The sequence below is a fragment of the Pseudomonas sp. B21-041 genome, from assembly GCF_024748675.1.
In the GTDB taxonomy this organism is placed as follows: domain Bacteria; phylum Pseudomonadota; class Gammaproteobacteria; order Pseudomonadales; family Pseudomonadaceae; genus Aquipseudomonas; species Aquipseudomonas neuropathica.
Genome location: NZ_CP087175.1, coordinates 5,896,711 through 5,922,079, shown reverse-complemented (window position 1 = coordinate 5,922,079; position 25,369 = coordinate 5,896,711). Strand labels below are relative to the sequence as shown.

Genomic DNA, 25,369 nt, shown 5'->3' with positions numbered 1-25,369 from the left:
CGATGGCTGCATGACAGTCAACAATGATGTTGGATCTGCCGGCCTCATCGCTGGCAAGCCAGCTCCCACAGGTTTTTGTATTTAGCTTTGAATTAAGCGTACTGCGCGGCAGCGTAGCCGGAGGCCCAGGCCCACTGAAAGTTGAAACCGCCCAGATGCCCGGTCACGTCGAGCACTTCGCCGATGAAATACAGGCCAGGGCTTTTCAGTGATTCCATGGTCTTGGACGACACCTCGCGGGTATCGACGCCACCGAGCGTTACCTCGGCCGTGCGATAACCTTCGGTCCCCGCCGGCACCACTTTCCAGCTGCCCAGCTTGTCGGCGATTTCCGCCAGTTCCGCGTGGGTGTACTGCTTCATCGGCTTGGACACGAACCAGTTGTCCGCCAGTAGATTGGCCATCTTCTTGGTGAAAATCTCACCGAGCAGGGTTTTCAATTCACTGTTCGGACGCTCGGCCACTTGCTGCTGCAGCCAGCTCGCCGCGTCGTGATCCGGCAGCAGGTTGATCTCAACCGTGTCGCCGGATTCCCAGAACGATGAAATCTGCAAAATCGCCGGGCCACTGAGGCCACGGTGAGTGAACAGAATATTCTCGCGAAAGCTCTGATCGTTGCAGCTCACCAGACAATCCACCGAAGTGCCGGACAGCTCGGTGCACAGTTCCTTGAGCTGATCGGTGATGGTGAACGGCACCAGCCCGGCGCGGGTCGGCAGCAGTTCATGGCCGAACTGTTTGGCCACTTGATAACCGAAACCGGTGGCGCCCAGCGTCGGGATCGACAGACCGCCGGTGGCGATCACCAGCGACTGGCACTGGATCTGGCCCAGTGTGGTGTCGAGCAGGTAACCGCTTTCGATCTTCTCGATGGTCTGGATTGAGGTGTCCAGATGCAGCTCCACACCGACCTGATCGCACTCGGTCAGGAGCATTTCGAGGATGTCGCTGGATTTGTTATCGCAGAACAACTGGCCGAGTTTCTTCTCGTGGTACGGCACGGCGTGTTTGCCGACCATGCCGATGAAATCCCACTGGGTGTAGCGCGCCAGTGCCGATTTGCAGAAGTGCGGGTTCTGCGAGAGGAAATTGCTCGGTTCGGTGTACATGTTGGTGAAATTGCAGCGACCACCGCCCGACATCAGGATTTTCTTGCCGGCCTTGTTCGCGTGGTCGAGCAGCAACACCTGACGCCCGCGTCCGGCAGCGGTCAGTGCACACATCAACCCAGCGGCGCCAGCGCCAATGATCACGACTTCGGTAGAGCGCAAAACGGTGTCCTCACACAATGATCGTTCCCACGCTCTGCGTGGGAATGCCGCCATGGACGCTCTGCGTCCGTTGTTATGTGACGCGGAGCGTCACGGGATGCATTCCCACGCAGAGCGTGGGAACGATCAGGTCAGAGGATGCGGACGCGCAGCGAACGGCCCTTGATCTTGCCGTCGTTCAAACGCTGCAAGGCTTGCATGGCCACGGTGCGGTCCACGGCTACATAAGCCTGGAAGTCGAAAATCGCGATCTTGCCAACCTGCGCACCCGGAATGCCGGCATCGCCAGTCAGTGCGCCCAGAATGTCGCCCGGGCGAACCTTGTCTTTACGGCCCGCGCCGATGCACAGCGTGGTCATCGGCGGTTGCAGCGGGGCGAGGCCCTGGGACTTGAGGTTATCGACCTGATCCCAGTTCAGCGGCGACTTCTGCAGCTGCTCGATGGCTTGCGCGCGATGCGCTTCGCCCGGTGCAACCAGGCTGATCGCGATGCCTTTTTCGCCAGCGCGACCGGTACGGCCGACGCGGTGAATGTGGATTTCCGAATCGCGCGCCAGTTCGACGTTAATCACCATGTCTAGCGCATCGATGTCCAGACCACGGGCGGCGACGTCGGTGGCAACCAGTACCGAGGTACTGCGGTTGGCGAACATCGCCAGCACCTGATCGCGGTCACGCTGTTCCAGATCGCCGTGCAGGCCGACGGCGGAAATGCCCTTGGCGGTCAGGTGATCAACGGTTTCCTGCACTTGCTGCTTGGTGAAGCAGAACGCCACGCACGACGCCGGGCGGAAGTGGTGCAGGACTTTGGTCACCACGCTCATGCGATCTTCCGGGGAAATCTCGTAGAAACGCTGCTCGATCTGCGTGTCATCGTGGAACGCTTCGGCTTTCACCGTTTGCGGATCACGCATGAACTTCGACGCCAGTTGCTTGATGCCCACCGGGTACGTCGCGGAGAACAGCAGGGTCTGACGACGTTCCGGGGTCTTGACGATGATGTCTTCGATGGCGTCGTAGAAACCCATGTCGAGCATGCGGTCGGCTTCGTCGAGAATCAGCGTATTCAGGCCATCGAGCACCAGCGAACCTTTGCGCAAGTGCTGCTGGATACGCCCCGGGGTGCCGACGATGATGTGCGCGCCGTGTTCCAGCGAAGCGATCTGCGGGCCGAAGGACACGCCGCCGCACAGGGTCAGGACTTTGATGTTGTCTTCGGCACGGGCCAGACGACGGATTTCCTTGGCGACCTGGTCGGCCAGCTCACGCGTCGGGCAGATCACCAGCGCTTGGCAACCGAAATAGCGCGGGTTGATCGGGTTGAGCAGGCCGATGCCGAACGCGGCGGTCTTGCCGCTGCCGGTCTTGGCCTGGGCGATCAGGTCCATCCCCTTGAGGATCACCGGCAAGCTCTGCGCCTGGATCGGCGTCATCTGGGCATAACCGAGGGATTCGAGGTTAGCCAGCATGGCGGCGGACAGCGGCAGAGTATTAAAAGCGGTGGCGATGGTGGTCACGGGACTGGCCTGCAAAACAAAATGTCGCGCAGTGTAGCAGCCCCGTGCCACTTTCTTCGAAAGTTCTGGACGAACAGTGGTTAATGTTCGATGTGTTCTTCCGGACGTTTGGCGCGGCGCCCGTCTTCTTTCGACAGTTGCGAGAAGATCGTCGCGGCCAGCATCGCCATGATGCCGACGGTGACGAAGGTCAGCTGGAACGCACCCAGCACGGTCTCCACGCCATCGTTACCGATCTCTGCGGTAAACCCACCGAGCAAAGCACCGGCGCACGCCACCCCCAGGCTCAACGATAATTGCGCCACCACCGACAGCAAGCTGTTGCCGCTACTGGCGCTCGCATCGTCGAGATCGATCAGCGTCACCGTGTTCATCGCGGTGAATTGCAGCGAGTTGATCGCGCCGAGAATCGCCAGCAGACACAGTAGCAACCAGTACGGCGTCTGCTCGCTGACCAGGCCCATGCTCGCCAGCATGATCCCCAGTGCCAGGGTGTTGCCGGTGAGCACGATGCGATAACCAAGCCGCTCAATCAGCGGCCGTGCCATCCACTTGGCAAACATTGCCGCCGCCGCCAGTGGCAGCATGCTCATCCCCGCTTGCGACGGTGAATAGCCCAGCGCCACTTGCAGCAGCAACGGCACCAGAAATGGCAATGCGCCGCTGCCCAGGCGGGCAAAGAGGTTGCCGAGAATGCCGACGGCAAACGTGCGGGTCTTGAACAGCGATGGCGCGAACAGCGGGTTTTCGATGTGCCCGGCGCGCAACCAGTATGCCGCCAGACACGCCAGACCGGCGAACAGCAGCAACATCACCCGCAGATGCGGCAAGTGCAGTTCGCCAAGGCCTTCCATGGCGATGGTGATCAGGATCATCGCCGCGCCGAACAGCAGGAAACCCAGGCTATCGAAACGCGTGCGCTCGGTGCCGCGCAGGTCGGGAATGAATTTCCACACCGCGTAGCAACCAATCACGCCGACCGGCAGGTTGATCAGGAAAATCCAGTGCCACGTCAGGTACTCGACCATCCAGCCGCCCATGGTCGGGCCGATCAGCGGACCGAGCAGGCCGGGGATGGTGATGAAGCCCATGATCCGCACCAGTTCGGATCGCGGATAGGCGCGCAGTACGACGAGTCGCCCGACCGGTAGCATCAGCGCACCGCCCAGGCCCTGAATCACTCGGGCGCCGACCAGCATGCTCAGACTGCTCGACAAGGCGCAGAGCAGCGAGCCGAAACTGAACAACAAGATCGCGCCGAAGAAAATTTTCTTGGTGCCGAAACGGTCGGCGATCCAGCCCGAAGCCGGAATCAGCAAAGCCACGGTGAGCATGTAGGCGATGATCACGCCCTGCATACGCAAGGGATCTTCGGCCAGATCGCGAGCCATGGCGGGCAGGGCGGTATTGAGAATGGTCCCGTCGAGGGACTGCATGAAGAAAGCGATGGCGACGACCCACGGCAACCAGCGGGCGGTGATGGCGTCGAGAGGCGGGCGGTTGGGCATGGAACCTCTTGTCGTTGGAGTTAATGCATATCCATGATCGTTCCCACGCTCTGCGTGGGAATGCCTCCACGGACGCTCCGCGTCCGCTTTTGGCTGGGACGCAGAGCGTCCCCTGCTGCATTCCCACGCAGAGCGTGGGAACGATCGCCGTCAGAGGGTCAGAGTCAAACGGCTGACCAGCGCCCCCGGCAGCAACGCCGACGAAGTATTGCGCTGGCTGTAGGTACTCGCCGACAGCAGCAACTCGCGCTCGGCGGTCAACGCTTCCAGCTGCGAACCGAGCAGGCTGTAAGCGCTATCGTCGAAGCGCATGGTGCTGACCGGCGCCTGGATCTCGCCGTTCTCGACCCAGAAGGTCGCGAAACGGGTCATGCCGGTCATGCGCGCCGCCGGTTGATCCGAGAAGTTCAGGTACCACAGGTTGCTGATGTACAGCCCGGTACCCAATTGCTTGAGGATCTCTGCTTGCGCCAGATCACCCGCCGCCATGTTCAACGCGCTTGGCATTTCACCGCCACCGGCGCCGTTGGCGGTCAGGCCATATTCCGCTGCACTGCGCGAGCCGACAAGTTGATCGCCAGCCTTGCCTTCGACGATCAGGCGCAAATCACTGCGCGGATACCCCTCGCCGGAAAACGCCGGGCTCAGCGATTCGCTGACTTTCTCATCCAGCGACAGCAGTGGACTGAACGCCTGATCGCCGACATACAGCTTCTGCAACGGGCTGCTCTTACTGGCGATCGACTGCGCCGAGAAACCGCCCCAGCTCAGCATGCCCATGATTTCTTCCAGCGCCGCCGGTGCCAGATACGCGCGGTACTGCCCCGGCGCCAAGGTGCGCAGTGGGCGGCCGAGAAACTCCAGTTGCTCGCGAGCCTGGCCGAAGCGCTTGGCGAAGCCTTCGCTGCTCCAGTCATGCCCGGCGTAGCTGGCTTTCACCGCTTCACCGTTCTCGTGGAACAGGCTGAAATCGAAGTTGAAGCTGTTCGCCTGATGCCAGCCAAACGCCCCCGCTGAACTGGCGAAACCACGACTGATCGGGCCGGCCGCATAGAAGCCCACCAGATCCAGACCTTCAGCGGCAGCGCAGATTTCATCGACAACCTGCTCGGTGTCCGGCAGCGGATGCTCCTGCACATTTTTGCTCTGCCAGCCGTTGTGGTTGAGCAACAGGTACGGATCCTGCGGCAGCAGCGGCAGGGTTTCGCGCAGTTGTTGCAGACCTTCGGCGAGGCGTCGCAGATCGCCTTCCTGATCACCGGACAGGGTGACCTGCAGGTCGGCGTGGCGACCGTCGTTGATCAGTTTCAGAACGATATTGGCCTGCTGCACTTGCCCGGCCTGACGCACCTTGGCGTGATTGAAACGCACGAACGCCGAGGATTCGGCGGCAAAGCTGAGGGTGAACTGTTCCGGCTCGCGCACGCTGTCGCGCAGCCACTCGACCATGACCTTGAAGGCGTCGGACTGACTCTTCGAAATGCTCATCAGGCGTCTCCCCCAAACACATCAACGTTGCTGAATACGCAGGCCGGCGAAGCGTGGCCGACGCGGATCACCTGGTTCGGTTCGCCCTTGCCGCAGTTCGGCGTGCCCAGCACCTTGACGGTGTTGGCATCGCCGACGGCGCGCAGGCTTTTCCAGAAGTGCGCGGAAATCGCCCGATAGTTCGGGTTTTTCACCACACCTTTGAGTTCACCGTTTTCGATCAACTGGCCCCATTCGCAGCCGAACTGGAATTTGTTGCGCGCATCGTCGATCGACCATGAGCGGTTGGTGCTCATCAGGATGCCGTTCTCGATGCCTTCGATCAGTTTGTTCAGAGGCTGATCGCCCGGTTCGATATTGAGGTTGGCCATGCGGTCGATCGGCGGCCGGTTCCAGCCGCAGGCGCGGCTGTTGGCAACGCCATCGAGACCGGCGCGGAACTGCGACAGCGCACCGCCCAGCGGGCGCAACAACAGGCCATCGCGGATCAGGAATTGTTTGCTGGCCTTGCTGCCGTCGTCGTCATGACCGTAGCTGGCGAGTTCTTCGGGAATGCCCGGATCGAAGGTCACGTTGAGCAGCTTGGAGCCGTATTGCAGGCTGCCGAAGTCGCTGGCCTTGACGAAACTGGTGCCGGCGTAATTGCGCTCGTCACCGAGGATGCGGTCGAGTTCCAGCGGGTGGCCGATGGATTCGTGGATTTGCAGCATCATTTGATCCGGCATCAACAGCAGGTCGCGCGGGCCTTGCGGGGTGTTCGGCGCGAGCAGCAGTTGCAAGGCCTGATCGGCGACTTGCGGGCCGGCGCCGATCAGGCCGCAGCGGCTGATCACGTCAGCGCCGCCCTGTTGGCCGAAGTTCTCGCGGCCGAGGCTACGGGTCTGGCTGTCGTTACCGTCGTAGGCGGTGACGTCGAGGCCTGGATAGACAAAGCGCTGCGCCTGGCGCAATTCAGCCCCGGCGCTGCTCAGGTAAATCTGTTCGACGTGGGTAATGCCAATGCTCACCTGCCAGTTCACCAGGCGCTCATCCTTTGGCACCGAGGCGGATTCCGCGCCGAGCAGCTCAAAACATTCGCTCAGGGACGGGAAGGCTTGGTCGAGATTGGGTGAAAAGTAATCAGCGCGATCGCTGGACACCGGCTGATCGCGCAGGTCGAGCAAGGCGTGCGGCTTGAGGCGACGGGCTTGCTGCTCGGCGCGTTCGAGGGCGGCTTGCAGACCTTGTTGCGACAGGTCGTTGGTCGCCGCGTAGGCCTCAACGCCATTGACGCGCACGGTGAGCATCGCGCCTTCGTCGCGTCTCAGGCTCGGCGGCTCGGCGACATTCTTGCGCACCGACAGATATTGCCCGGACTCGCGTACATACCGCAGGGAAAAAAACTCAGCGCCCGTGCGCAAGGCAGCAAAGCGCTGCTTGAGCTGGGGGTGGAAATCGAACATTCGGGAACCTCCTTGTCAGGGGGAAGCGGTAGAGCAGCGGCGGGGAGGGGGTGAAACGGTTGCGCGAGGTCTAGAGTAGGCCTGCGTGGGGGTAGGATCAAGTGAAGAGGGGGTGTAGGGGGATTTACTGTGCGAGGCAGGAGATCGTTCCCACGCTCTGCGTGGGAACGCCGCCATGGACGCTCTGCGTCCGCTGAGTGACGCAGAGCGTCACGGGATGCATTCCCACGCAGAGCGTGGGAACGATCACTTCAGGCTACTGCGCAGCCGGGGTGATATCACGCATCGGTTTGCCCTTCACCGGCGCATCACCCGCGACGTAGTACGGCGCGGTGCTGCGCGGCAGCGGCTGGCGGCCACGGATCTTGTCGGCGATTTTCTCGGCGATCATGATCGTTGGCGCGTTGAGGTTGCCAGTGGTGATGATCGGCATGATCGAGGCATCGACCACACGCAGGCTCTGCATGCCGTGCACGCGACCTTCGCCATCCACTACAGCCATCTCGTCGGTGCCCATCTTGCACGAGCAGGACGGGTGGAACGCAGTTTCGGCGTGCTCGCGGATGAACTTGTCCAGCTGCTCATCGGTTTGCACTTCGATGCCCGGGCTGATTTCACGGCCACGGAAAGCGTCCAGTGCTGGCTGTTGCATGATTTCACGGGTCAGGCGGATGCCGTCTCGGAATTCCTGCCAGTCCTGCTCGGTGGCCATGTAGTTGAACAGGATGCTCGGGTGCTGGCGCGGGTCTTTCGACTTGGCCTGGATGCGACCACGGCTTGGCGAACGCATGGAACCCATGTGCGCCTGGAAACCGTGCTCTTTCACACCGTTGCTGCCGTTGTAGTTAATCGCTACCGGCAGGAAGTGGTACTGGATGTTCGGCCATTCGAATTCCGGACGCGAACGGATGAAACCGCCGGCTTCGAACTGGTTGCTGGCGCCGATGCCGGTGCCGTTGAACAGCCACTCGGCACCGATGGCTGGCTGGTTGTACCAGAGCAGCGACGGGTACAGCGAAACCGGCTGAGTGCACGCGTATTGCAGGTACAGCTCAAGGTGATCCTGCAGGTTTTCACCGACGCCCGGCAGGTCGTGAACGACCGGAATGTCGAGCGACTTCAGCAGTTCGGCAGGGCCGACACCGGAGCGCTGCAGAATCTGCGGCGAAGCGATGGCGCCGGAGCACAGCAGGACTTCTTTGCGCGCTTTGACTTCAACGCGCTCTTCGGCGTCGCCGACCAGGTAACGCACGCCGACCGCACGCTTGCCTTCAAACAGAATCTTGTCGGTCAGGGCGTGAGTGACGATGGTCAGGGTCGAACGCTTTTTGGCAACGTCAAGGTAGCCACGGGCGGTGGAAGCACGACGGCCATTTGGCGTCACGGTGCGGTCCATCGGGCCGAAACCTTCCTGCTGGTAACCGTTCAAGTCTTCGGTGCGCGGGTAACCGGCCTGTACGCCGGCTTCAACCATGGCGTGGAACAACGGGTTGTTGCCCGCCTTCGGCGTGGTCACGCTGACCGGACCTTCGCCACCGTGGTAGTCGTTCGGGCCGATGTCGCGGGTTTCCGCTTTGCGGAAGTACGGCAGGCAGTCGAGGTACGACCAGTTTTCCAGGCCTGGCAGTTTCGCCCAGCCGTCGTAGTCCATAGCGTTACCACGGATGTAGCACATGCCGTTGATCAGCGAAGAACCGCCGAGGCCTTTGCCGCGACCGCATTCCATGCGGCGACCGTCCATGTGTGGCTCTGGATCGGTTTCGTAGGCCCAGTTGTAGCGACGACCTTGCAGCGGGAATGCCAGGGCAGCGGGCATTTGCGTGCGGAAGTCGAGACGGTAGTCAGGGCCGCCGGCTTCGAGCAGCAGAACGGTGACGCCTTCGTCTTCAGTCAGACGGGTCGCCAGGGTGTTACCGGCCGAGCCGGCACCGATGATGATGTAATCGAATTCTTGGGACATTGAATGCACCCTCTTTAGATGTGGTCAGGTCTGACCTCGGCGAGTGCTGCGCACTCGAATCGCTGGCAAGTCAGCTCCCACAAAGATTGGGGGCTGCCACAGATTTGATGGACGACCCCAAAACTGTGGGAGCTGGCTTGCCAGCGAAGAGGCCTTCGCGGGCAATGCAAATCTCGGGTTAGAACACCGAAACGTAATCGCCCAGCTCGACCTGTACCGATTTGATGCGGGTGAAGTTGTTCAGCGAGCTGATGCCGTTTTCACGGCCAACACCCGACTGCTTGTAACCGCCGACCGGCATTTTTGCGTCGGACTCGCCCCAGGCGTTGATCCAGCAGATACCGGCTTCCAGTTGATGAATCACGCGGTGTGCGCGGTTCAGGTCTTTGGTGACGATACCGGCGGCCAGGCCGAAGTCGGTGTCGTTGGCGCGGCGGATCACTTCTTCTTCGGTCTCGTAGGAGAGGATCGCCATCACTGGACCAAAGATTTCTTCACGAACGATGGTCATGTCGTCGGTGCAGTCGGTGAACACGGTTGGAGCCACGAATGCGCCTTTGGCGAATTCGCCGTCGGTCAGACGGTCGCCGCCGCACAGCACGCGGGCGCCTTGTTCTTTACCTTTGGCGATGTAGCCCAGCACGCTTTCCATGTGCGCGAAGCTGACCAGCGGGCCGAAGTTGGTGTTTTCGTCTTCCGGGTTGCCGACGCGGATGCGTGCAACGCGCTCAACGATCTTGGCTTCGAAAGCGGCTTTCAGGTGCGCCGGTACGAACACGCGAGTGCCGTTGGTGCAGACCTGACCCGAGCTGTAGAAGTTGGCCATCATCGCGGTGTCGGCAGCGCGATCGAGATCGGCGTCGTCGCAGATGATCAGCGGGGATTTGCCACCCAGTTCCATGGTCACGTCTTTCAGCGACGAAGCCGAAGCGCTGGCCATAACCTTCTTGCCAGTGTCGGTGCCGCCGGTGAAGGAGATTTTTTCGATGCGCGGGTGCTCGGTCAGCCAGGTGCCGACTTCACGGCCGCTGCCGGTCAGGACGTTGAACACACCGTTTGGAACGCCGGCTTCGGTGTAGATCTCGGCCAGTTTCAGGGTGGTCAGCGAGGTGACTTCGCTTGGCTTGAAGATCATCGCGTTACCGGCCGCCAGGGCTGGCGCGGATTTCCACAGGGCGATCTGGATCGGGTAGTTCCACGCGCCGATACCGGCGACCACGCCCAGCGGCTCGCGACGGGTGTAGACGAACGAAGTGTCACGCAGCGGGATCTGCTCGCCTTCGATCGCTGGCACCAGGCCTGCATAGTATTCCAGCACATCAGCGCCGGTAACGATGTCGACGTACTTGGTTTCGGAGAAGGATTTGCCGGTGTCCAGGGTTTCCAGCGCGGCCAGTTCATCGTTGCGCTCGCGCAGGATGTCGACGGCACGACGCAGAATGCGCGAACGCTCCATGGCGGTCATCGCAGCCCAGATTTTCTGGCCCTTTTCAGCGCTGACCACGGCGCGCTCGACGTCTTCCTTGGTCGCACGTTGCACCAGTGCGAGGACTTCACCGTTCGCCGGGTTGATGGCTTCGAAGGTGGCATCGCTGCCAGCGTCGGAGTACGCGCCATCGATGTAAAGTTTTTGCAGTTCGAAACGGGCCATAGTGTCCTCGCAAGTGCATTGGTGGTTGGCGTTGACCACCGCGGTGAGGCTGCGGTGGCGTTCAGGGGCCGAGCGTTTTCTGTGTGCTCTAGCTCACCTTCTTGGCCAATTGGAAATCCATGTATTCGTAAGCGATCTGTTGCGCCTGCGCGGTATCGAAAGCGTCTCCCGACAGCGCGCCGCGCAACCACAAGCCGTCAATCAACGCTGCCAGCCCCCGCGCTGCGCTGCGCGCATCTTCGAGCGGCAGCACACGGCGGAACTGGCAGCACAGGTTGGAATACAGACGGTGATCGTTGATCCGCTGCAACCTGTGCAAAGACGGCTGGTGCATGCTGGTGGCCCAAAAGGCCAGCCAGGTTTTCATTGCCGGGCCATTGACCTGGCTGGCGTCGAAGTTGCCTTCGATGATCACCTGCAGATGCGCCCGTGGGCTGTCATCTGCCAGCGCCTGCCGGCGCGCGGTGACGCTCTCGCTGAGGGCGGTCATCAGATACCGCATCGTGGCGGCAATCAGGCCGTTCTTGTCCTGAAAGTAATGACTGATGATGCCATTCGAGACACCGGCCAAACGGGCGATCAGCGCAATGCTGGCGTCCCCCATTCCGACCTGATCGACCGCCTGCAATGTGGCTTCGATCAGTTGTTGGCGGCGGATGGGTTGCATACCGACCTTGGGCATCTTGCACATCTCCTTAGGCCTTCCGAGCGGCGAATCACGCCTATCGGATTAGCGGCCAGTCTATTTTGTTTTGATTGAACGTTCAATCAACAAAGAATAAGATCTGCGACAAATCGTCGCTGCCTACAGATTTTTCCTACGTGTAAGTGGCGATAAAACCGACATCCAAAAATGCTCGAAACCTGCGTGGGGCATGGCGCGGTTCGCGATTCGATGGACGTGTTGAAAGGGCAAGACGCTCAGGGCCAGGTTTCGGATGAACGTCCGTCCACCTTCGGCCACGAAAGCGATTCGCAGCGCCATTTCGGCAGGTTCGGGCATTTTTCGGGGTGTCTTTATATCACCCGCTGGTCGGCTGCCAACTAACCGATTGGTCGGGTTCCGTGTTGCCTTGTGTTCTTCTCTCGCACTGCCTGGAGCATTTGTGCCATGAGTTCTGCCTCGCTTATAAAGACCCCGCCCGAGAAGGTGACGGTCAACGGTTGGGTGTTCTACACCTCTACCGCGCTGATTCTGTTGTTGACCGCCATTCTGATTATCGCCCCGCAAGAGGCCGGCAGACTGTTGGGTATCGCTCAGGCCTGGTTGTCGCGCAGCTTCGGCTGGTACTACATGGTGGTCATCGCCGCCTACCTGGTGTTTGTGGTGGGTCTGGCGTTTTCCTCGTACGGCAAACTCAAACTGGGCAGCAAGGACGACACCCCGGATTTCAGTTACGGCGCCTGGGCGGGGATGCTGTTCTCGTCGGGTATCGGTATTTCGCTGCTGTACTTCGGCGCATCCGAGCCATTGGATCACTACTTCAATCCGCCGGAAGGCGCATCGGCTACCAACATGGCCGCGCGTCAGGCGGTGCAACTGACCTTCCTGCACTGGGGCCTGCACGGCTGGGCGATCTACGCACTGGTCGGTCTGGCCGTGGCGTACTTTGCTTACCGGCATAACCAGCCGCTGGCCCTGCGTTCGGCGCTGTATCCGCTGGTGGGCGAGCGTTGGGTCAAGGGCGCGGCCGGTCACGCGGTGGACGGCTTCGGCATGTTCGTGACCCTGCTGGGTCTGGTGACCAACCTGGGGATTGGTTCGCTGCAAGTGTCGTCGGGCCTGGAAAACCTGTTCGGCATGGAGCACAGCAACACTAACCTGTTGATCGTGATCATCGTGATGAGCACCGTGGCGACCATCGCTGCCGTGTCCGGCGTGGAAAACGGCATCCGTCGTCTGTCCAACCTGAACATCGTACTGTTCAGCGGTCTGCTGATTTTCGTGCTGTTGTTTGGCCCGACTTTGCACCTGCTCAACGGCTTCGTGCAGAACATCGGCGACTACCTCAATGGCATCGTACTGAAAACCTTCGACCTTTATGTGTACGAAGGCGACAACGCCAAGTCCGAGCGCTGGATGGGCCTGTGGACCCTGTTCTACTGGGCCTGGTGGATTTCCTGGGCGCCATTCGTAGGCATGTTCATCGCGCGTATTTCCCGTGGTCGTACCGTGCGTGAACTGGTCGCCGGCGTGCTGCTGATTCCGCTGGGCTTCACCTTGGCCTGGCTGTCGATCTTCGGTAACTCGGCGCTGGATCTGGTGATGAACCAGGGGGCTGTGGAGCTTGGCAAGACGGCACTGGAACAGCCGTCGATGGCGATTTATCAGTTGCTTGAACACTACCCGGCGTCGAAAGTCGTTATCGGTGTGTCGATTTTTGTTGGCTTCGTACTGTTCCTGACCCCAGCTGACTCCGGCGCGGTGATGATGGCGAATCTGTCCTGCAAGGGCGGCAACGTCGATGAAGATGCGCCGCACTGGCTGCGGATCTTCTGGTCGGTGGTGATCACCCTGGTGACCATTGGTCTGCTGTTTGCCGGTAACTTCGAAGCCATGCAAACCATGGTGGTGCTGGCGGGTCTGCCGTTCTCGGTGGTGCTGGTGTTCTTCATGTTCGGCCTGCACAAGGCCATGCGTCAGGACGTGCAGATCGAACAGGAGCAGGCGCAGCTGGCGGAGCGCGGTCGTCGTGGTTTCAGCGAGCGTCTGACGCAATTGGATCTGCAACCGAGCCAATCGGTGGTGCAGCGTTTCATGGATAAGCAGGTCAGCCCGGCGCTGGAAGATGCCACCGCGCAGATGCGTGCGCAGGGTCTGGAAGTGCAGACGCTGCTGGGTAAATCCAAGCGCTGCATGGGCGTGCGCGTCGAGATGGAAGAGGGCAACCCTTTCGTTTACGAAGTGAGCCTGGATGGCTATCTGGCGACCCCGACCGAATCGGCGCAGTCCGATGAAGCGCGCCAGCGTTACTACCGCGCTGAAGTGTATCTGCACAATGGCAGCCAGGATTACGACCTGATGGGCTTCACGCAGGATCAGATCACACGCGATGTGCTCGATCAGTTTGAAAGCCATCGGCAGCTCCTTGGCCGGGTGTACAGCTAAACCGCTAAAACAAAAGGGGCTCGATTGAGCCCCTTTTGCATGATCGTTCCCCCGCTCAGCAAAGGAATGTCTCAATGGACGCTCCGCGTCCGCTGTTGTGGGACGCGGAGCGTCCCGGGCTGCATTACCACGCGGAGCGTGGGAACGATCAGGGATCGCTCACCGCGATCCCTTTTTTTATCCCCCTTAACCGAGGTTCTTGCCCAGCAACGCGTGATACAACTCGCTGTCGCCCAGGATCCCCACCACATGATTGTTATCGTGCAACACCAGCTTGTTGCCGGTCTGATAACGAATCTGCAACGCATCGCGCATGCCGATGTTCGAATCCACCAGCGTCGGCTTGCGCTCCAGTCCTTCCACCGCTTGCCCCGGTGCCCAGTTCTGCAGGTTCAGCACCGAACCATTCTGCCGCGCACCCTTGATGGTGTTGCCTTCGGCCAGGTCCAGCCACGAATCGCCGCCCGGATCGAGACACACCGAACCGTTGATGCGTTTGCACTTGTCCAGCGTGCGCATCAGGCTGCGGCCGCAGAGCACGTTGAGCGGATTGGTGTGTGCGACGAAGGTGCGCACATAGTCGTCCGCCGGGTTCAGCACGATCTCTTCCGGCACGCTGTACTGGATGATCCGGCCGTCTTTCATGATCGCGATGCGGCTACCCAATTTGAGCGCCTCGTCGAGGTCGTGGCTCACGAACACGATGGTCTTGCTCAGCTTGCGTTGCAGTTCCAGCAGTTCATCCTGCAGACCCTGACGGATCAGCGGGTCGAGGGCCGAGAACGGTTCGTCCATCAATAGAATGTCGGCGTCCATCGCCAGCGCTCGTGCCAGACCGACACGCTGCTGCATGCCGCCGGAGAGTTCATCAGGCTTCTTGTTGCGCCATTGGGTCAGGCCGACCAGTTCGAGTTTTTCATCGACGAGTTTCTTGCGTTCCTTCTCCGGTCGACCCTGCATTTCCAGACCGAAACTGATGTTCTCGCGCACCGTCAGCCACGGCATCAGGGCGAACTTCTGGAACACCATGGCGATGCGTTTGGTGCGCATCATTTTCAGCTCGGCCGGGGTGCAGGAGGCGATGTCGATCTGACGGTTTTCATGCTCGACGAACAGCTTGCCGCGGCTCACGGTGTTGAGGCCGTTGATGCAGCGCAGCAGGCTCGACTTGCCCGAGCCGGACAAGCCCATCAGCACGCAGATCTCGCCTTTGTTGATGTCCAGCGTGGCTTTTTCCACGCCGACAATCTGTCCGGTCTTTTTCAGGATTTCGTTGCGGGTCATGCCCTGATCCAGCAGCTTGAGTGCCTCGCGTGGATCTTTGGAAAAGATTACGTCGACGTCTTCGAAGCGAATTATGCTCATGCGTCACCCCCTACTTTGGCGTCGGGTTGTTTGCAGATACGGTCGAGCATGATCGCCAGCAGTACGATCGCCAGGCCCGCTTCGAAGCCCAGGGCGATATCAGCAGTGTTCAGTGCGTTGACCACCGGTTTGCCGAGTCCGTCGGCGCCTACCAGTGCCGCGATCACCACCATCGACAACGACAGCATGATGCACTGGGTGATGCCGGCCGCGATGCTCGGCATGGCGTGAGGCAGTTCGATCCGTGAGAGCAGTTGGCGACGCGAGCAGCCGAAGGCCTTGCCGGCGTCCATCAGTTCTTGCGGGACATCGCGGATGCCCAGATAGGTCAGGCGGATCGGCGCAGCGATGGCGAACACCACCGTGGAGATCAGGCCCGGGACCACACCCAGCCCGAAGAGGGTCAGGGTAGGAATGAGGTAAACGAAGGTCGGTACGGTCTGCATCAGATCGAGTACCGGACGCATGACAGTGTAGAACATCGGTTTGTGTGCGGCGACGATGCCCAGCGGCACGCCGATGACCACGCAGACCAGGGTCGCGAACATGACCTGGGCGAGGGTTTCCATGGTTTCCTGCCAGTACCCCAGATTGAGGATCAGCAGGAAGGAGGCGATCACGAAAGCGGTCAATCCCCATTTGCGCTGGATCAGGTGCGCGAGCAGGGCGATCAGGCCAATCAAGACCAGTGGGTTGAACCAGGTCAGCGCGAACGTCACGCCGTGGATCATCGTTTCCAGTGTCACGGCGATTGCGTCGAAGGTGTTGGCGCCGTGTTGCGTCAACCATTCAACGAAGCCCGCGATGTACTGGCCTAAAGGTATTTTCTGATCAATCAGCATGGTAGTGAACGTCCGCATGCAAGGAAATAAACAGCCCGGGTGGGCGAGCCCACCCGGCATAAGCGATTACTGAAGCTTGGCTTTAACGGCCTCCAGGCCAGGTTTACCGTCAATGGTGGTTACGCCAGCGAGCCAGGTATCGAGCACTTGTGGATTCTTTTTCAGCCAGGCCTTGGCGGCCGCGTCAGGCTTCATCTTGTCGTCGAGGATGTTGCCCATCAGTTCGCTTTCCATGTCGACGGTGAACTCCAGGTTCTTCAGCAACTGACCGACGTTGCTGCATTCCTCGGCATAACCCTTGCGGGTATTGGTCGCCACGGTCGCAGCACCGAAATCGGGGCCGAAGAAATCATCGCCACCGGTCAGGTATTGAATCTTGAAGCGCTTGTTCATCGGGTGCGGCGCCCAGCCGAGGAATACCACGGCGGTGTCGCGTTTTTGCGCGCGATCCACCTGCGAGAGCATGCCCGCTTCCGACGATTCGACGACTTTGAAACCGGCGGTTTTCAGGCCGAAGGCGTCCTTGTCGATCATGCTCTGGATCAGACGGTTGCCGTCGTTGCCAGGCTCGATGCCGTAGATCTTGCCGTCGAGTTCTTTCTTGAATTTGGCGATGTCGGCGAAGTCATGCAGACCTTTGTCATACAGGGCTTGCGGCACGGCGAGGGTGTACTTGGCGCCCTTGAGGTTGGTGCGCACGGTTTCCACGGTGCCGGCGTCGCGGTAAGCCTTGATGTCGTTTTCCATGGTCGGCATCCAGTTGCCGAGGAACACGTCCATGTTCTTGCCGTCGGCCAGCGACTTGTAGGTCACGGGCACGGAGATCATGGTGGTCTTGGTCTTGTAGCCGAGGGCGTTGAGCACAACAGAGGTGGTAGCGGTGGTAGCGGTGATGTCGGTCCAGCCGACATCGGAGAAGTTAACGGTACTGCACTGTGCCGGTTCTGCAGCTTGCGCCAGTAACGGCAGACTCAGCATGGCGGCCAACAACAACGACGGGGAACCTTTCATGGATGGACTCCTTGGTGTTTTTTTTGGCAGTGTTCCGACTGTGGACCACCGCACTTATAGGTTGCGGTTGGATGGCGTTCTGGAGACAGCTCTACCACGGCGCCTTGCAATCGAGTCATAACGATCATGTACCAGTGAAAATCTGACGCCTACAGGGGGGGTCGTATCCAGTACAGGGATGGTCGCATCCAGTGTCAGTGACGTCGTTTACAGCTTTTTTCAGCCCCGAATGGCCATCTGAACCGCACAAAAACGGCGAAAAACCGGGGCGAAAACGGCGCGGCGCTGGTGGACATGAGTGCGTCGGTGTCAGACGCCGTGCGCTCCGACAAAAGCCTGATGATGCGGGCATTCCGGCGGATCGCAGCTTGAGCGTAGCAGCTCCGCCAGCGGGCGCTTCACGCCCCGGACCGGCATCCTCAGGAGCTCTGCAGCAATGGCTATCAGCGTTTTCGACCTGTTCAAAATCGGCATCGGCCCTTCCAGTTCCCACACCGTCGGGCCCATGCGCGCCGCGGCGTTGTTCGTCGAGTCGCTACGGGACAAGCACCAGTTGGAACAGGTGCGCCGTATAGAAGTGCAATTGTTCGGATCGCTGTCGGCCACGGGCATTGGTCACGGCAGCGACAACGCGGTGATCATGGGTTTGATGGGCGAGTGGCCGGACGCAATCGACCCGTCGCAGATCGGCCCGCGCATACAGGCCCTGCGTGAAACTCACACACTGTTATTGGATGGTCGTTTGTCGGTGCCGTTTGTCTGGGCACGGGACATGCGCCTGATCGACGAGAACCTGCCATTCCACCCCAATGCCATGACTATCGTTGCCGAGGGTGATCACGGCGAACTGCATCGCGACACCTACTATTCGGTGGGCGGCGGTTTTGTCGTGGATCAAGCGCAGGCGTCCAGCGGCGTGGTCGATCTGGATCGCACTGAGTTGCCCTACGACTTTTCCAGTGCGGTTGAACTGTTGGAGTTGTGCAAGAAAAACAACCTGCGCGTCGCCGAATTGATGATGGCCAACGAAAAGGTCTGGCGCAGTGAAGAAGAGATCCGCGCCGGGCTGATGAAGTTGTGGCGGGCGATGCAGGATTGCGTCGAGCAGGGCCTGAAACACGAAGGCATCTTGCCCGGCGGACTGAATGTGCGTCGGCGCGCGGCAAAGCTGCATCGCAGCCTGCAGGAACTGGGCAAGCCCAATGTGATCGGTTCAACGTTGAGCGCGATGGAGTGGGTCAACCTGTTCGCTCTGGCGGTTAATGAAGAAAACGCGGCGGGCGGGCGCATGGTCACGGCGCCGACCAATGGCGCCGCAGGGATCATTCCGGCGGTATTGCACTACTTTATGAAGTTCAGTGAAGCGGTGACTGACGCCAACGTGGTCGATTACTTCCTCGGTGCAGCGGCGGTGGGGATTCTGTGCAAAAAGAATGCTTCGATCTCGGGCGCCGAAGTGGGTTGCCAGGGCGAAGTCGGTTCGGCGTGTGCGATGGCGGCGGCGGGGCTGGCGGAGATTCTTGGTGCCACGCCGGAGCAGTTGTGCAACGCGGCCGAAATTGGCCTGGAACATAACCTCGGGTTGACCTGCGATCCGGTTGGCGGCCTGGTGCAAGTGCCGTGCATCGAGCGCAATGCGATTGCGGCGGTTAAAGCAATCAATGCGGCGCAGATGGCGTTGCGTGGCGATGGTCAGCACTTTATCTCGCTGGACCGGGTGATCCGCACCATGCGTGATACCGGCGCTGATATGCATGACAAATATAAAGAGACATCGCGTGGTGGGTTGGCGGTCAGCGCTGTGGAGTGCTGAGACCGAGTCGCCTCCATCGCGAGCAGGCTCGCTCCTACAGGGGAACGCATTCCAAATGTAGGAGTGAGCCTGCTCGCGATAGCGCCAGACCAGTCAAAACTGCTCACCAAGTGAACACAGACAATAAATCACGCCACCTTTTAGCGCGTCGCAATCAGATAAGAGTCTTTCCCACCTGTTACACGCGCTCAGCTCTCCTACCGTCCGTCACCCGTGCTTGCGGTGACACTGTCCGACAATCGCGCGCAGGCCAGTTCCCACAAGTGCTACCGATTTGCTCACACCCCTGGGGGCAGGGCGTTCAGCAACGCTGATGGCACTTCGAAACACCTTTCGTCGGACGGCTCGTATAGACACGTCGCGACGTCGTTTTCAGGAGTTATTGAACAGCCATTCAATTTTAGGCATGGCATTTGCTCTGTCATAACAAAGCCCGTCTCCCACGCGAGAACGCTGGCAATAACAAGAGCCTCCGCCTGAGGCCATCACCCGCTTTGTGTGAGGAGATACCGCGATGACGTCGTTCAACTCCGGGGCCCAACCCCAGAACCGTGCGCCTCAATCCATCGGCTTTCTGCTGCTGGACAATTTCACGCTGATTTCTCTGGCGTCCGCAGTAGAACCCCTGCGCATGGCCAACCAATTGTCCGGTCGCGAGCTGTATCGCTGGAGTACCCTCACCGTCGATGGCGGCCAGGTGTGGGCCAGTGACGGTCTGCAAATCACTCCCGACGCTTCCATGCACAAAGCCCCGCCACTGGACACTGTGATTGTCTGCGGCGGCATCGGCATTCAACGCACCGTTACCCGTGAACACGTTTCCTGGCTGCAAAGCCAGGCGCGTCAGTCCAAGCGCCTCGGCGCCGTGTGCACCGGCAGTTGGGCTTTGGCCTGCGCCGGGTTGCTCGATGGTTTCGATTGCAGCGTGCACTGGGAATGTCTGGCGGCGATGCAGGAAGCCTTCCCGCGCGTGGCCATGAGCACCCGTTTGTTCACCCTCGACCGTAACCGTTTCACCAGCTCCGGCGGTACCGCGCCGCTGGACATGATGCTGCACCTGATCAGCCGCGATCACGGCCGTGAACTGTCCGCCGCGATCTCGGAGATGTTCGTCTACGAACGAATCCGCAACGAACAGGATCACCAGCGTGTGCCGCTCAAGCACATGCTCGGCACCAACCAGCCGAAGCTGCAGGAAATCGTGGCGCTGATGGAAGCCAACCTCGAAGAGCCGATCGACCTCGATGAACTGGCGGTGTACGTCGCCGTGTCGCGTCGACAGTTGGAGCGCCTGTTCCAGAAATACCTGCACTGCTCGCCGTCGCGTTACTACTTGAAGCTGCGCCTGATCCGCGCCCGGCAGTTGCTCAAGCAAACGCCGATGTCGATCATCGAAGTGGCGTCCGTGTGTGGTTTCGTCTCGACGCCGCACTTCTCCAAGTGCTATCGCGAATACTTCGGCATTCCGCCGCGTGACGAGCGTGTGGGTTCCAACACCACTCAACAAGTGGCGATGTTGCCACTGCCGCAGGCCATCGTGATGTCGCCGCTGTCGGGGCCGATGTCGGCGTTGAGTCAGGCTCGGAATGAGTCGACGTTTGCCAGCGTAAGGCTCTGATGAGGGTCGTTCCCACGCTCTGCGTGGGAACGCAGCCCGGGACGCTCTGCGTCCCAAAAGGCCGAACGCGGAGCGTCCGTTGAGGCATTCCCACGCAGAGCGTGGGAACGATCAGGTGAGCAACGTCAGGCGCTATGGCTTTGCTGATAGTCCGCCAATGCCGGCAGTAATTGTTTGTCGATCGCCTGGCGCACCGCCGGCTGGATACTGGCGCCGCTGGTGTACATGTCCTTGACCATTTTGCGCAGTTCAAACGCGCGAACATTATCCAGACCGCGCACCGCGCACTCGCAAGCCTTATCGGCAGTAGTGCCACTGGGCACTTGAATACCCAACGCCTTGAGCTGGCCCAACAAATCTTCCTGATCGATCAAATCGGCATACATCATGACGCGCATCCTTCTTCGGTAACGGAGGTCGTGGCTCGATTCTGGTAGCCACGTCGGGGCACGGCAAGGGCGTTTTGTCGCAGTGGCTGCGACGGCTATGAACAGGTCGTTTTCGGCTAACTCGCCGCTCAAGGGAGTGGGCACACTGAACTCAGCTTGCAACACGAAGGTTTGGTCACCCTCGCTTGGCAGCTCCTCAACAGTAGCTTGAGCCCCGATCCAGTCACGGCTGGTATCGGGGCTTTTTTTGTCTGTGAATCAGTTAGAAATTTGTTGTTCCTGCCGACGTCATCGCTGGCAAGCCAGCTCCCACAAGTTTTGAGTCTGGTCGCATATTTGTGAAACGCCGCCGAACCCTGTGGGAGCGGGCTTGCCCGCGATGAACGATGACGCGGTCTATCTTTGCAACACGAGGATCCGCGACAACAACTCATCCCGGTCGATATAGCAGCCCTGAAAATGCCGCGCCCCGGTCGCCGGATCGAAGGCATTACGCGCGTGCAACGTACGGCGATTATCGAAGCACCACAGCTCACCGGAATTAAGCCGCTGCATCAGCCGAAACCGTGGCTCGCGTGTCATCGCGATAAAGCGTCGATAAGCCCGATACAACCGTGGCATCTGCTCTACCGACGTATCGAACGCTCCGCGCAAAAAGTTCGCCATGCGAATTTCCGCCACACGTCCCAAGGCGTCCAAAGCAATGATCGGCGCCAGGCAGCGATAGTCGCTATGGCGATCCTTGTTGCGAAACTCCACGGGGATTTCACACAGCGCCTGAAACGCCTCCGGGTCTTCACTGCGCAACGCATCGGCAATCGCAAAACCATCGACAAAAATGCTCTCGCCACCCTCGGCGTCATTCACCAGACAATGCAGAAATTGCAGCCCCGGTTGCAGCTCGCGGGTCGGTAGATCGGTGTGCAACGGCAGGTTGAAAGCGGTGTAGGCATTGCTGTCGGCATCGGCTTTGGATTGCACGTTGAACAGCACACCGAAGTTGCTCTCGCGAATGAAGGAAATGCGTTGCGCGATGAGCTTCAGTGAACCGGGCTCGGTAGGCACGCCGCGCACTTGCGTCAGGCCGATGTCGCGTACGGCAAGCAGCCATTGCAGCAGGGCGGCGTTGTCGTTCATCAGTGCCGCGTATTCGAACACCGGCAGCTGCGAGTCGCTGCGCCACAGATAAGGCTTGGGTTTGCCAGCCAGACGTTCGGCGCGGGAATCATCGTCGTAGGCATGAGCGCGCAGCCAGCCGGGATCGAAACGGCTGAGGTGACCGTCCTGCCAGTCGATGCGCAGGCAGCCGTCGGTATCGATATGGGCGGCGGCAGGCTTGAGGTCTTCAGCGGCATCGACAATCTCGAACACCTGCTCGCGGGTAACGTTGTAGACGCACTGCGGGCACGGGCAGTTATCCCGCAACCAGACGTGGTGAAACGGGCTGATGCGACCGTCAGCCCATGCGATGGCAACGCGATCCGCCAGGGTCTGCACGCCACCGAGCGCGCTGATCAACGGATAAGTACGGAAATCGGCAACAGCGGCAGCGGTGTTCATGGCGGCTCCTTGTGATCGATGGATTACCTGGCGGGTGGCAGTGCGATAACGCGGCCGATGTAAGCGGGAGCGGGCAAGTCTTTCTGCTCGGCGACGATGCTTTGCAGGCGGCTCAGGGTGTCCGCGCTGAACGTTGCCGAACGCGGGCCGGCGAGGTCGACGTGCAAGAGCATTTGTTCGTTGCCGGCCAGTTCCTGCTCGTCACCGACCTTGTGCAGGCTGTGATAGAGGTGCAGGCGTTTGCTGTCGTGGGCGATGATTTGCGTGCGTACTTCCACCTCGGTATCGAGTTTCACTTCGTGCAGATAATTGAGGTGCAGTTCGAGGGTGAACAGCGAGTTGCCACTGGCTTCGCGGTTGTTGCTGTCCATGCCGAGGCGGTCCATCAGGGCGTCGGTGGCGTAGCTGAAAATCAGCAGGTAGAAGGCGTCGCGCAGGTGGCCGTTGTAGTCGACCCAGTCGGGGATGATTGTGGTTTGGTAGGTGGTGAGAGTGGGCATGATTGGGTTCCGGCAGTGGGCGGGTCGTTAGGATCAAGAGCTACCCCCTCACCCCAGCCCTCTCCCCCAAGGGGGCGGGGGGAAAGGGAGCCGATCTTTATGCTATTCAAAACTTGAGTTCGGCTCGGTGGTGCAAGTCGGCGTAACTCGAACAATCAACACGGTCAGTCCCCTCTACCTCCGGGAGAGGGCTAGGGTGAGGGACTGCAATGTCACGGCAGACATATCACTCGCTGAACGCCATCCCATGCTTTTCCTTTGTGGTCTTCACCGCCTCAAGCACCGCCAGCAAGCAATCATCACGATAGCGCTCCAGCGCCGAAATGCTGTGACGACCAAGCTGATCACTGGTGCCATCAACCACATCATCAATCAACTTGTCAGTCAGTTCCGGCGCTGGCAGATACGTCCACGGCAACTGCAACGCCGGGCCGAATTGCGACATGAAGTGGCGCATGCCGGCATCACCCCCGGCCAAGGTATAAGTCAGGAACGTACCCATGAACGACCAGCGCAGGCCGGCGCCAAAGCGAATCGCATCATCGATCTCGCCAGTGGTCGCGACACCATCGTTGACCAGGTGCAGCGCCTCACGCCACAGCGCTTCAAGCAAGCGGTCGGCGATGAAACCGGGCACTTCTTTGCGCACGTGCAGCGGACGCATGCCGAGGGATTCGTAGACTTTCATCGCTGCCTGAACGGCCTCGGGCGCGGTGTTCTTGCCACCCACGACTTCGACCAGCGGCAGCAGATAAACCGGGTTGAACGGGTGGCCGACCACGCAGCGTTCGGGGTGCGTTGAGCTCTCGTAGAACTCACTTGGCAGCAGGCCCGAGGTACTCGAACCGATCAACGCATTAGGCTTGGCCGCGGCGCTGATTTTGCTGTGCAGCTCGAGTTTCAGTTCCAGGCGTTCCGGGGCGCTTTCCTGAATGAAGTCGGCATCGCGTACGCACTCCTCGATGGTCGCGACAAAGCGCAGACGATCCTGCGAAGCACCCGGTGCCAGACCGTTTTTCTCCAGTGCGCCCCAGGCATTGGCTACGCGTTTGCGAAGTGCCGCTTCGGCGCCCGGTGCCGGGTCCCAGGCCACCACGTCGAGGCCATGGGCGAGGGCGCGCGCGACCCAGCCACTGCCGATGACACCGCTGCCCAGCGCGGCGAAGGTTTTGATTTCGGTGATAAAGCTCATAGGAATTTTCCCGTGGAAGGTAATCCCTGTAGGAGCTGCCGAAGGCTGCGATCTTTTGATCTTGATCTTGAGAAACAAAATCAAAAGATCGCAGCCTTCGGCAGCTCCTACAGGTGAAATTTGGGGGGCAGTTAGAGCCCCATTTTTTGAGCTGAGGGTTAACCGCGCTGGGTCAGGCCCATTTTCTTGCGGCCCTCGGCCGGGGTCAGCACCCGGGCGCCGAGGCGGCTGAGGATTTCGGTGGCGCGTTCGACCAGTTGGCCGTTGGTCGCCAGCACGCCCTTGTCCAGCCACAGGTTGTCTTCCAGCCCGACCCGCACGTTGCCGCCCAACAGCACCGCTTGCGCTGCCATTGGCATCTGCATACGGCCAATGCCAAACCCGGCCCACACCGCATCGGCGGGCAGGTTGTCGACCATGGCTTTCATCGTGGTGGTATCCGCCGGCGCGCCCCACGGGATGCCCAGGCACAGCTGGAACAACGGGTTATCGAGCAGACCTTCCTTGATCATCTGCTTGGCGAACCACAGGTGACCGGTGTCGAAAATCTCCAGCTCGGCCTTCACGCCCAGCTCGGTAATACGCTTGGCGCCGGCACGCAGTTGCGCCGGAGTGGAGACATAAATGGTGTCGCCATCGCCGAAGTTCAGCGTGCCGCAATCGAGGGTGCAGATTTCCGGCAGCAACTCTTCAACGTGGGCGAGACGGGTCAGCGGGCCGACCAGATCGGTGTTCGGGCCGAACTCCATCGGGTTCTCGCCCGCGCCGATCTCCAGGTCGCCGCCCATACCGGCGGTGAGGTTGACGATGATGTCGACGTCGGCCTCGCGGATGCGCTCCATCACTTCGCGGTACAGCGCCACGTCGCGGCTGAACTTGCCGGTCTGCGGATCGCGCACATGGCAGTGCACGACGGTGGCGCCAGCCTTGGCCGCTTCCACCGCAGCAGCAGCAATTTGTTTCGGGGTGACCGGCACGTGCGGGCTCTTGGCGGTCGTGTCGCCAGCACCGGTGAGTGCGCAGGTGATGATGACGTCGTGGTTCATGGTGCGGTTTCCTTCAGGCGTGATGGGTCTGTCCGCAGCCCTTTTCGGGGCTGCGAAGCTTCGTCCGGTTCCCTCTCCCCTTGGGAG

At 60.4% G+C, this 25,369-nt stretch carries 20 protein-coding genes; 4 read left to right on the top strand and 16 right to left on the bottom strand.

Annotation, left to right across the window (positions count from 1 at the left end):
* Positions 1-92 precede the first annotated feature (92 nt).
* From LOY43_RS26410 to betI, 8 genes are all read right to left on the bottom strand, one after another.
* A complete protein-coding gene (locus LOY43_RS26410; protein WP_095050245.1) occupies positions 93-1,271 on the bottom strand; it encodes an NAD(P)/FAD-dependent oxidoreductase in 1,179 nt (392 codons plus the stop codon).
* Between the two features lie 131 nt (positions 1,272-1,402).
* Positions 1,403-2,788 carry an ATP-dependent RNA helicase DbpA gene (dbpA, locus tag LOY43_RS26405; RefSeq protein WP_008085781.1) on the bottom strand — a complete coding sequence of 462 codons (1,386 nt, stop codon included), beginning with the start codon at positions 2,786-2,788 and terminating at the stop codon, positions 1,403-1,405.
* Positions 2,789-2,868: 80 nt separating this feature from the next.
* Entirely contained in the window at positions 2,869-4,296 is a 1,428-nt protein-coding gene (mdtD, locus tag LOY43_RS26400; protein ID WP_093429880.1) for a multidrug transporter subunit MdtD, read from the bottom strand.
* A gap of 150 nt (positions 4,297-4,446) precedes the next feature.
* Complete coding sequence (locus LOY43_RS26395) at positions 4,447-5,784, bottom strand: TldD/PmbA family protein (protein WP_095126240.1); 1,338 nt, start codon at positions 5,782-5,784, stop codon at positions 4,447-4,449.
* On the bottom strand, positions 5,784-7,226 hold the full coding sequence (locus LOY43_RS26390; protein WP_258708923.1) for a TldD/PmbA family protein: 1,443 nt from the start codon (positions 7,224-7,226) through the stop codon (positions 5,784-5,786). Before LOY43_RS26390 ends, LOY43_RS26395 begins: the two co-directional genes overlap by 1 nt.
* A gap of 256 nt (positions 7,227-7,482) precedes the next feature.
* On the bottom strand, positions 7,483-9,186 hold the full coding sequence (gene betA / locus LOY43_RS26385; protein ID WP_095050248.1) for a choline dehydrogenase: 1,704 nt from the start codon (positions 9,184-9,186) through the stop codon (positions 7,483-7,485).
* 178 nt (positions 9,187-9,364) lie between these two features.
* Positions 9,365-10,837, bottom strand: a complete 1,473-nt coding sequence (gene betB / locus LOY43_RS26380) for a betaine-aldehyde dehydrogenase (RefSeq protein WP_077574839.1) — start codon at positions 10,835-10,837, stop codon at positions 9,365-9,367.
* Positions 10,838-10,925: 88 nt separating this feature from the next.
* Positions 10,926-11,519 carry a transcriptional regulator BetI gene (betI, locus tag LOY43_RS26375; protein ID WP_008085771.1) on the bottom strand — a complete coding sequence of 198 codons (594 nt, stop codon included), beginning with the start codon at positions 11,517-11,519 and terminating at the stop codon, positions 10,926-10,928.
* 171 nt (positions 11,520-11,690) lie between these two features.
* Between betI and LOY43_RS26370 the strand changes: the two genes are divergently transcribed.
* Both LOY43_RS26370 and betT read left to right on the top strand, forming a co-directional pair.
* Positions 11,691-11,885, top strand: a complete 195-nt coding sequence (locus LOY43_RS26370) for a hypothetical protein (RefSeq protein WP_258708922.1) — start codon at positions 11,691-11,693, stop codon at positions 11,883-11,885.
* Positions 11,886-11,948: 63 nt separating this feature from the next.
* Positions 11,949-13,946 carry a choline BCCT transporter BetT gene (gene betT / locus LOY43_RS26365; protein WP_095050249.1) on the top strand — a complete coding sequence of 666 codons (1,998 nt, stop codon included), beginning with the start codon at positions 11,949-11,951 and terminating at the stop codon, positions 13,944-13,946.
* Positions 13,947-14,132: 186 nt separating this feature from the next.
* Here the strand turns inward: betT and choV are convergent, their stop codons facing one another.
* From choV to LOY43_RS26350, 3 genes are all read right to left on the bottom strand, one after another.
* The gene (gene choV / locus LOY43_RS26360) at positions 14,133-15,311 is read right to left on the bottom strand and encodes a choline ABC transporter ATP-binding protein (RefSeq protein WP_016772804.1); all 1,179 of its coding nucleotides are present in this window, start codon (positions 15,309-15,311) and stop codon (positions 14,133-14,135) included.
* Positions 15,308-16,153, bottom strand: coding sequence for a choline ABC transporter permease subunit (gene choW / locus LOY43_RS26355; RefSeq protein ID WP_016983941.1), 846 nt, complete (start codon positions 16,151-16,153; stop codon positions 15,308-15,310). The genes choV and choW overlap by 4 nt, the downstream gene beginning before the upstream one ends.
* Before the next feature lie 66 nt (positions 16,154-16,219).
* Entirely contained in the window at positions 16,220-17,164 is a 945-nt protein-coding gene (locus tag LOY43_RS26350; protein WP_007918300.1) for a choline ABC transporter substrate-binding protein, read from the bottom strand.
* Positions 17,165-17,600: 436 nt separating this feature from the next.
* Between LOY43_RS26350 and LOY43_RS26345 the strand changes: the two genes are divergently transcribed.
* Positions 17,601-18,977 (top strand): L-serine ammonia-lyase, encoded by a 1,377-nt coding sequence (locus tag LOY43_RS26345; protein ID WP_034153599.1) that lies wholly within the window; start codon positions 17,601-17,603, stop codon positions 18,975-18,977.
* Between the two features lie 514 nt (positions 18,978-19,491).
* Positions 19,492-20,595, top strand: coding sequence for a GlxA family transcriptional regulator (locus LOY43_RS26340; RefSeq protein WP_007949927.1), 1,104 nt, complete (start codon positions 19,492-19,494; stop codon positions 20,593-20,595).
* 125 nt (positions 20,596-20,720) lie between these two features.
* On the opposite strand, the gene LOY43_RS26335 is transcribed toward LOY43_RS26340, so the two are convergent.
* The 5 genes from LOY43_RS26335 to LOY43_RS26315 form a co-directional block, all read right to left on the bottom strand.
* A complete protein-coding gene (locus tag LOY43_RS26335) occupies positions 20,721-20,984 on the bottom strand; it encodes a hypothetical protein (RefSeq protein WP_095050250.1) in 264 nt (87 codons plus the stop codon).
* Positions 20,985-21,380: 396 nt separating this feature from the next.
* A complete protein-coding gene (locus tag LOY43_RS26330; RefSeq protein ID WP_095050251.1) occupies positions 21,381-22,544 on the bottom strand; it encodes a gamma-butyrobetaine dioxygenase in 1,164 nt (387 codons plus the stop codon).
* Positions 22,545-22,567: 23 nt separating this feature from the next.
* Positions 22,568-23,044, bottom strand: coding sequence for a thioesterase family protein (locus LOY43_RS26325; RefSeq protein WP_220557102.1), 477 nt, complete (start codon positions 23,042-23,044; stop codon positions 22,568-22,570).
* A 226-nt stretch (positions 23,045-23,270) separates the two neighbouring features.
* The gene (locus LOY43_RS26320; protein WP_095050253.1) at positions 23,271-24,236 is read right to left on the bottom strand and encodes an L-carnitine dehydrogenase; all 966 of its coding nucleotides are present in this window, start codon (positions 24,234-24,236) and stop codon (positions 23,271-23,273) included.
* 158 nt (positions 24,237-24,394) lie between these two features.
* The gene (locus LOY43_RS26315; RefSeq protein ID WP_016983621.1) at positions 24,395-25,282 is read right to left on the bottom strand and encodes a 3-keto-5-aminohexanoate cleavage protein; all 888 of its coding nucleotides are present in this window, start codon (positions 25,280-25,282) and stop codon (positions 24,395-24,397) included.
* Positions 25,283-25,369: the final 87 nt, after the last annotated feature.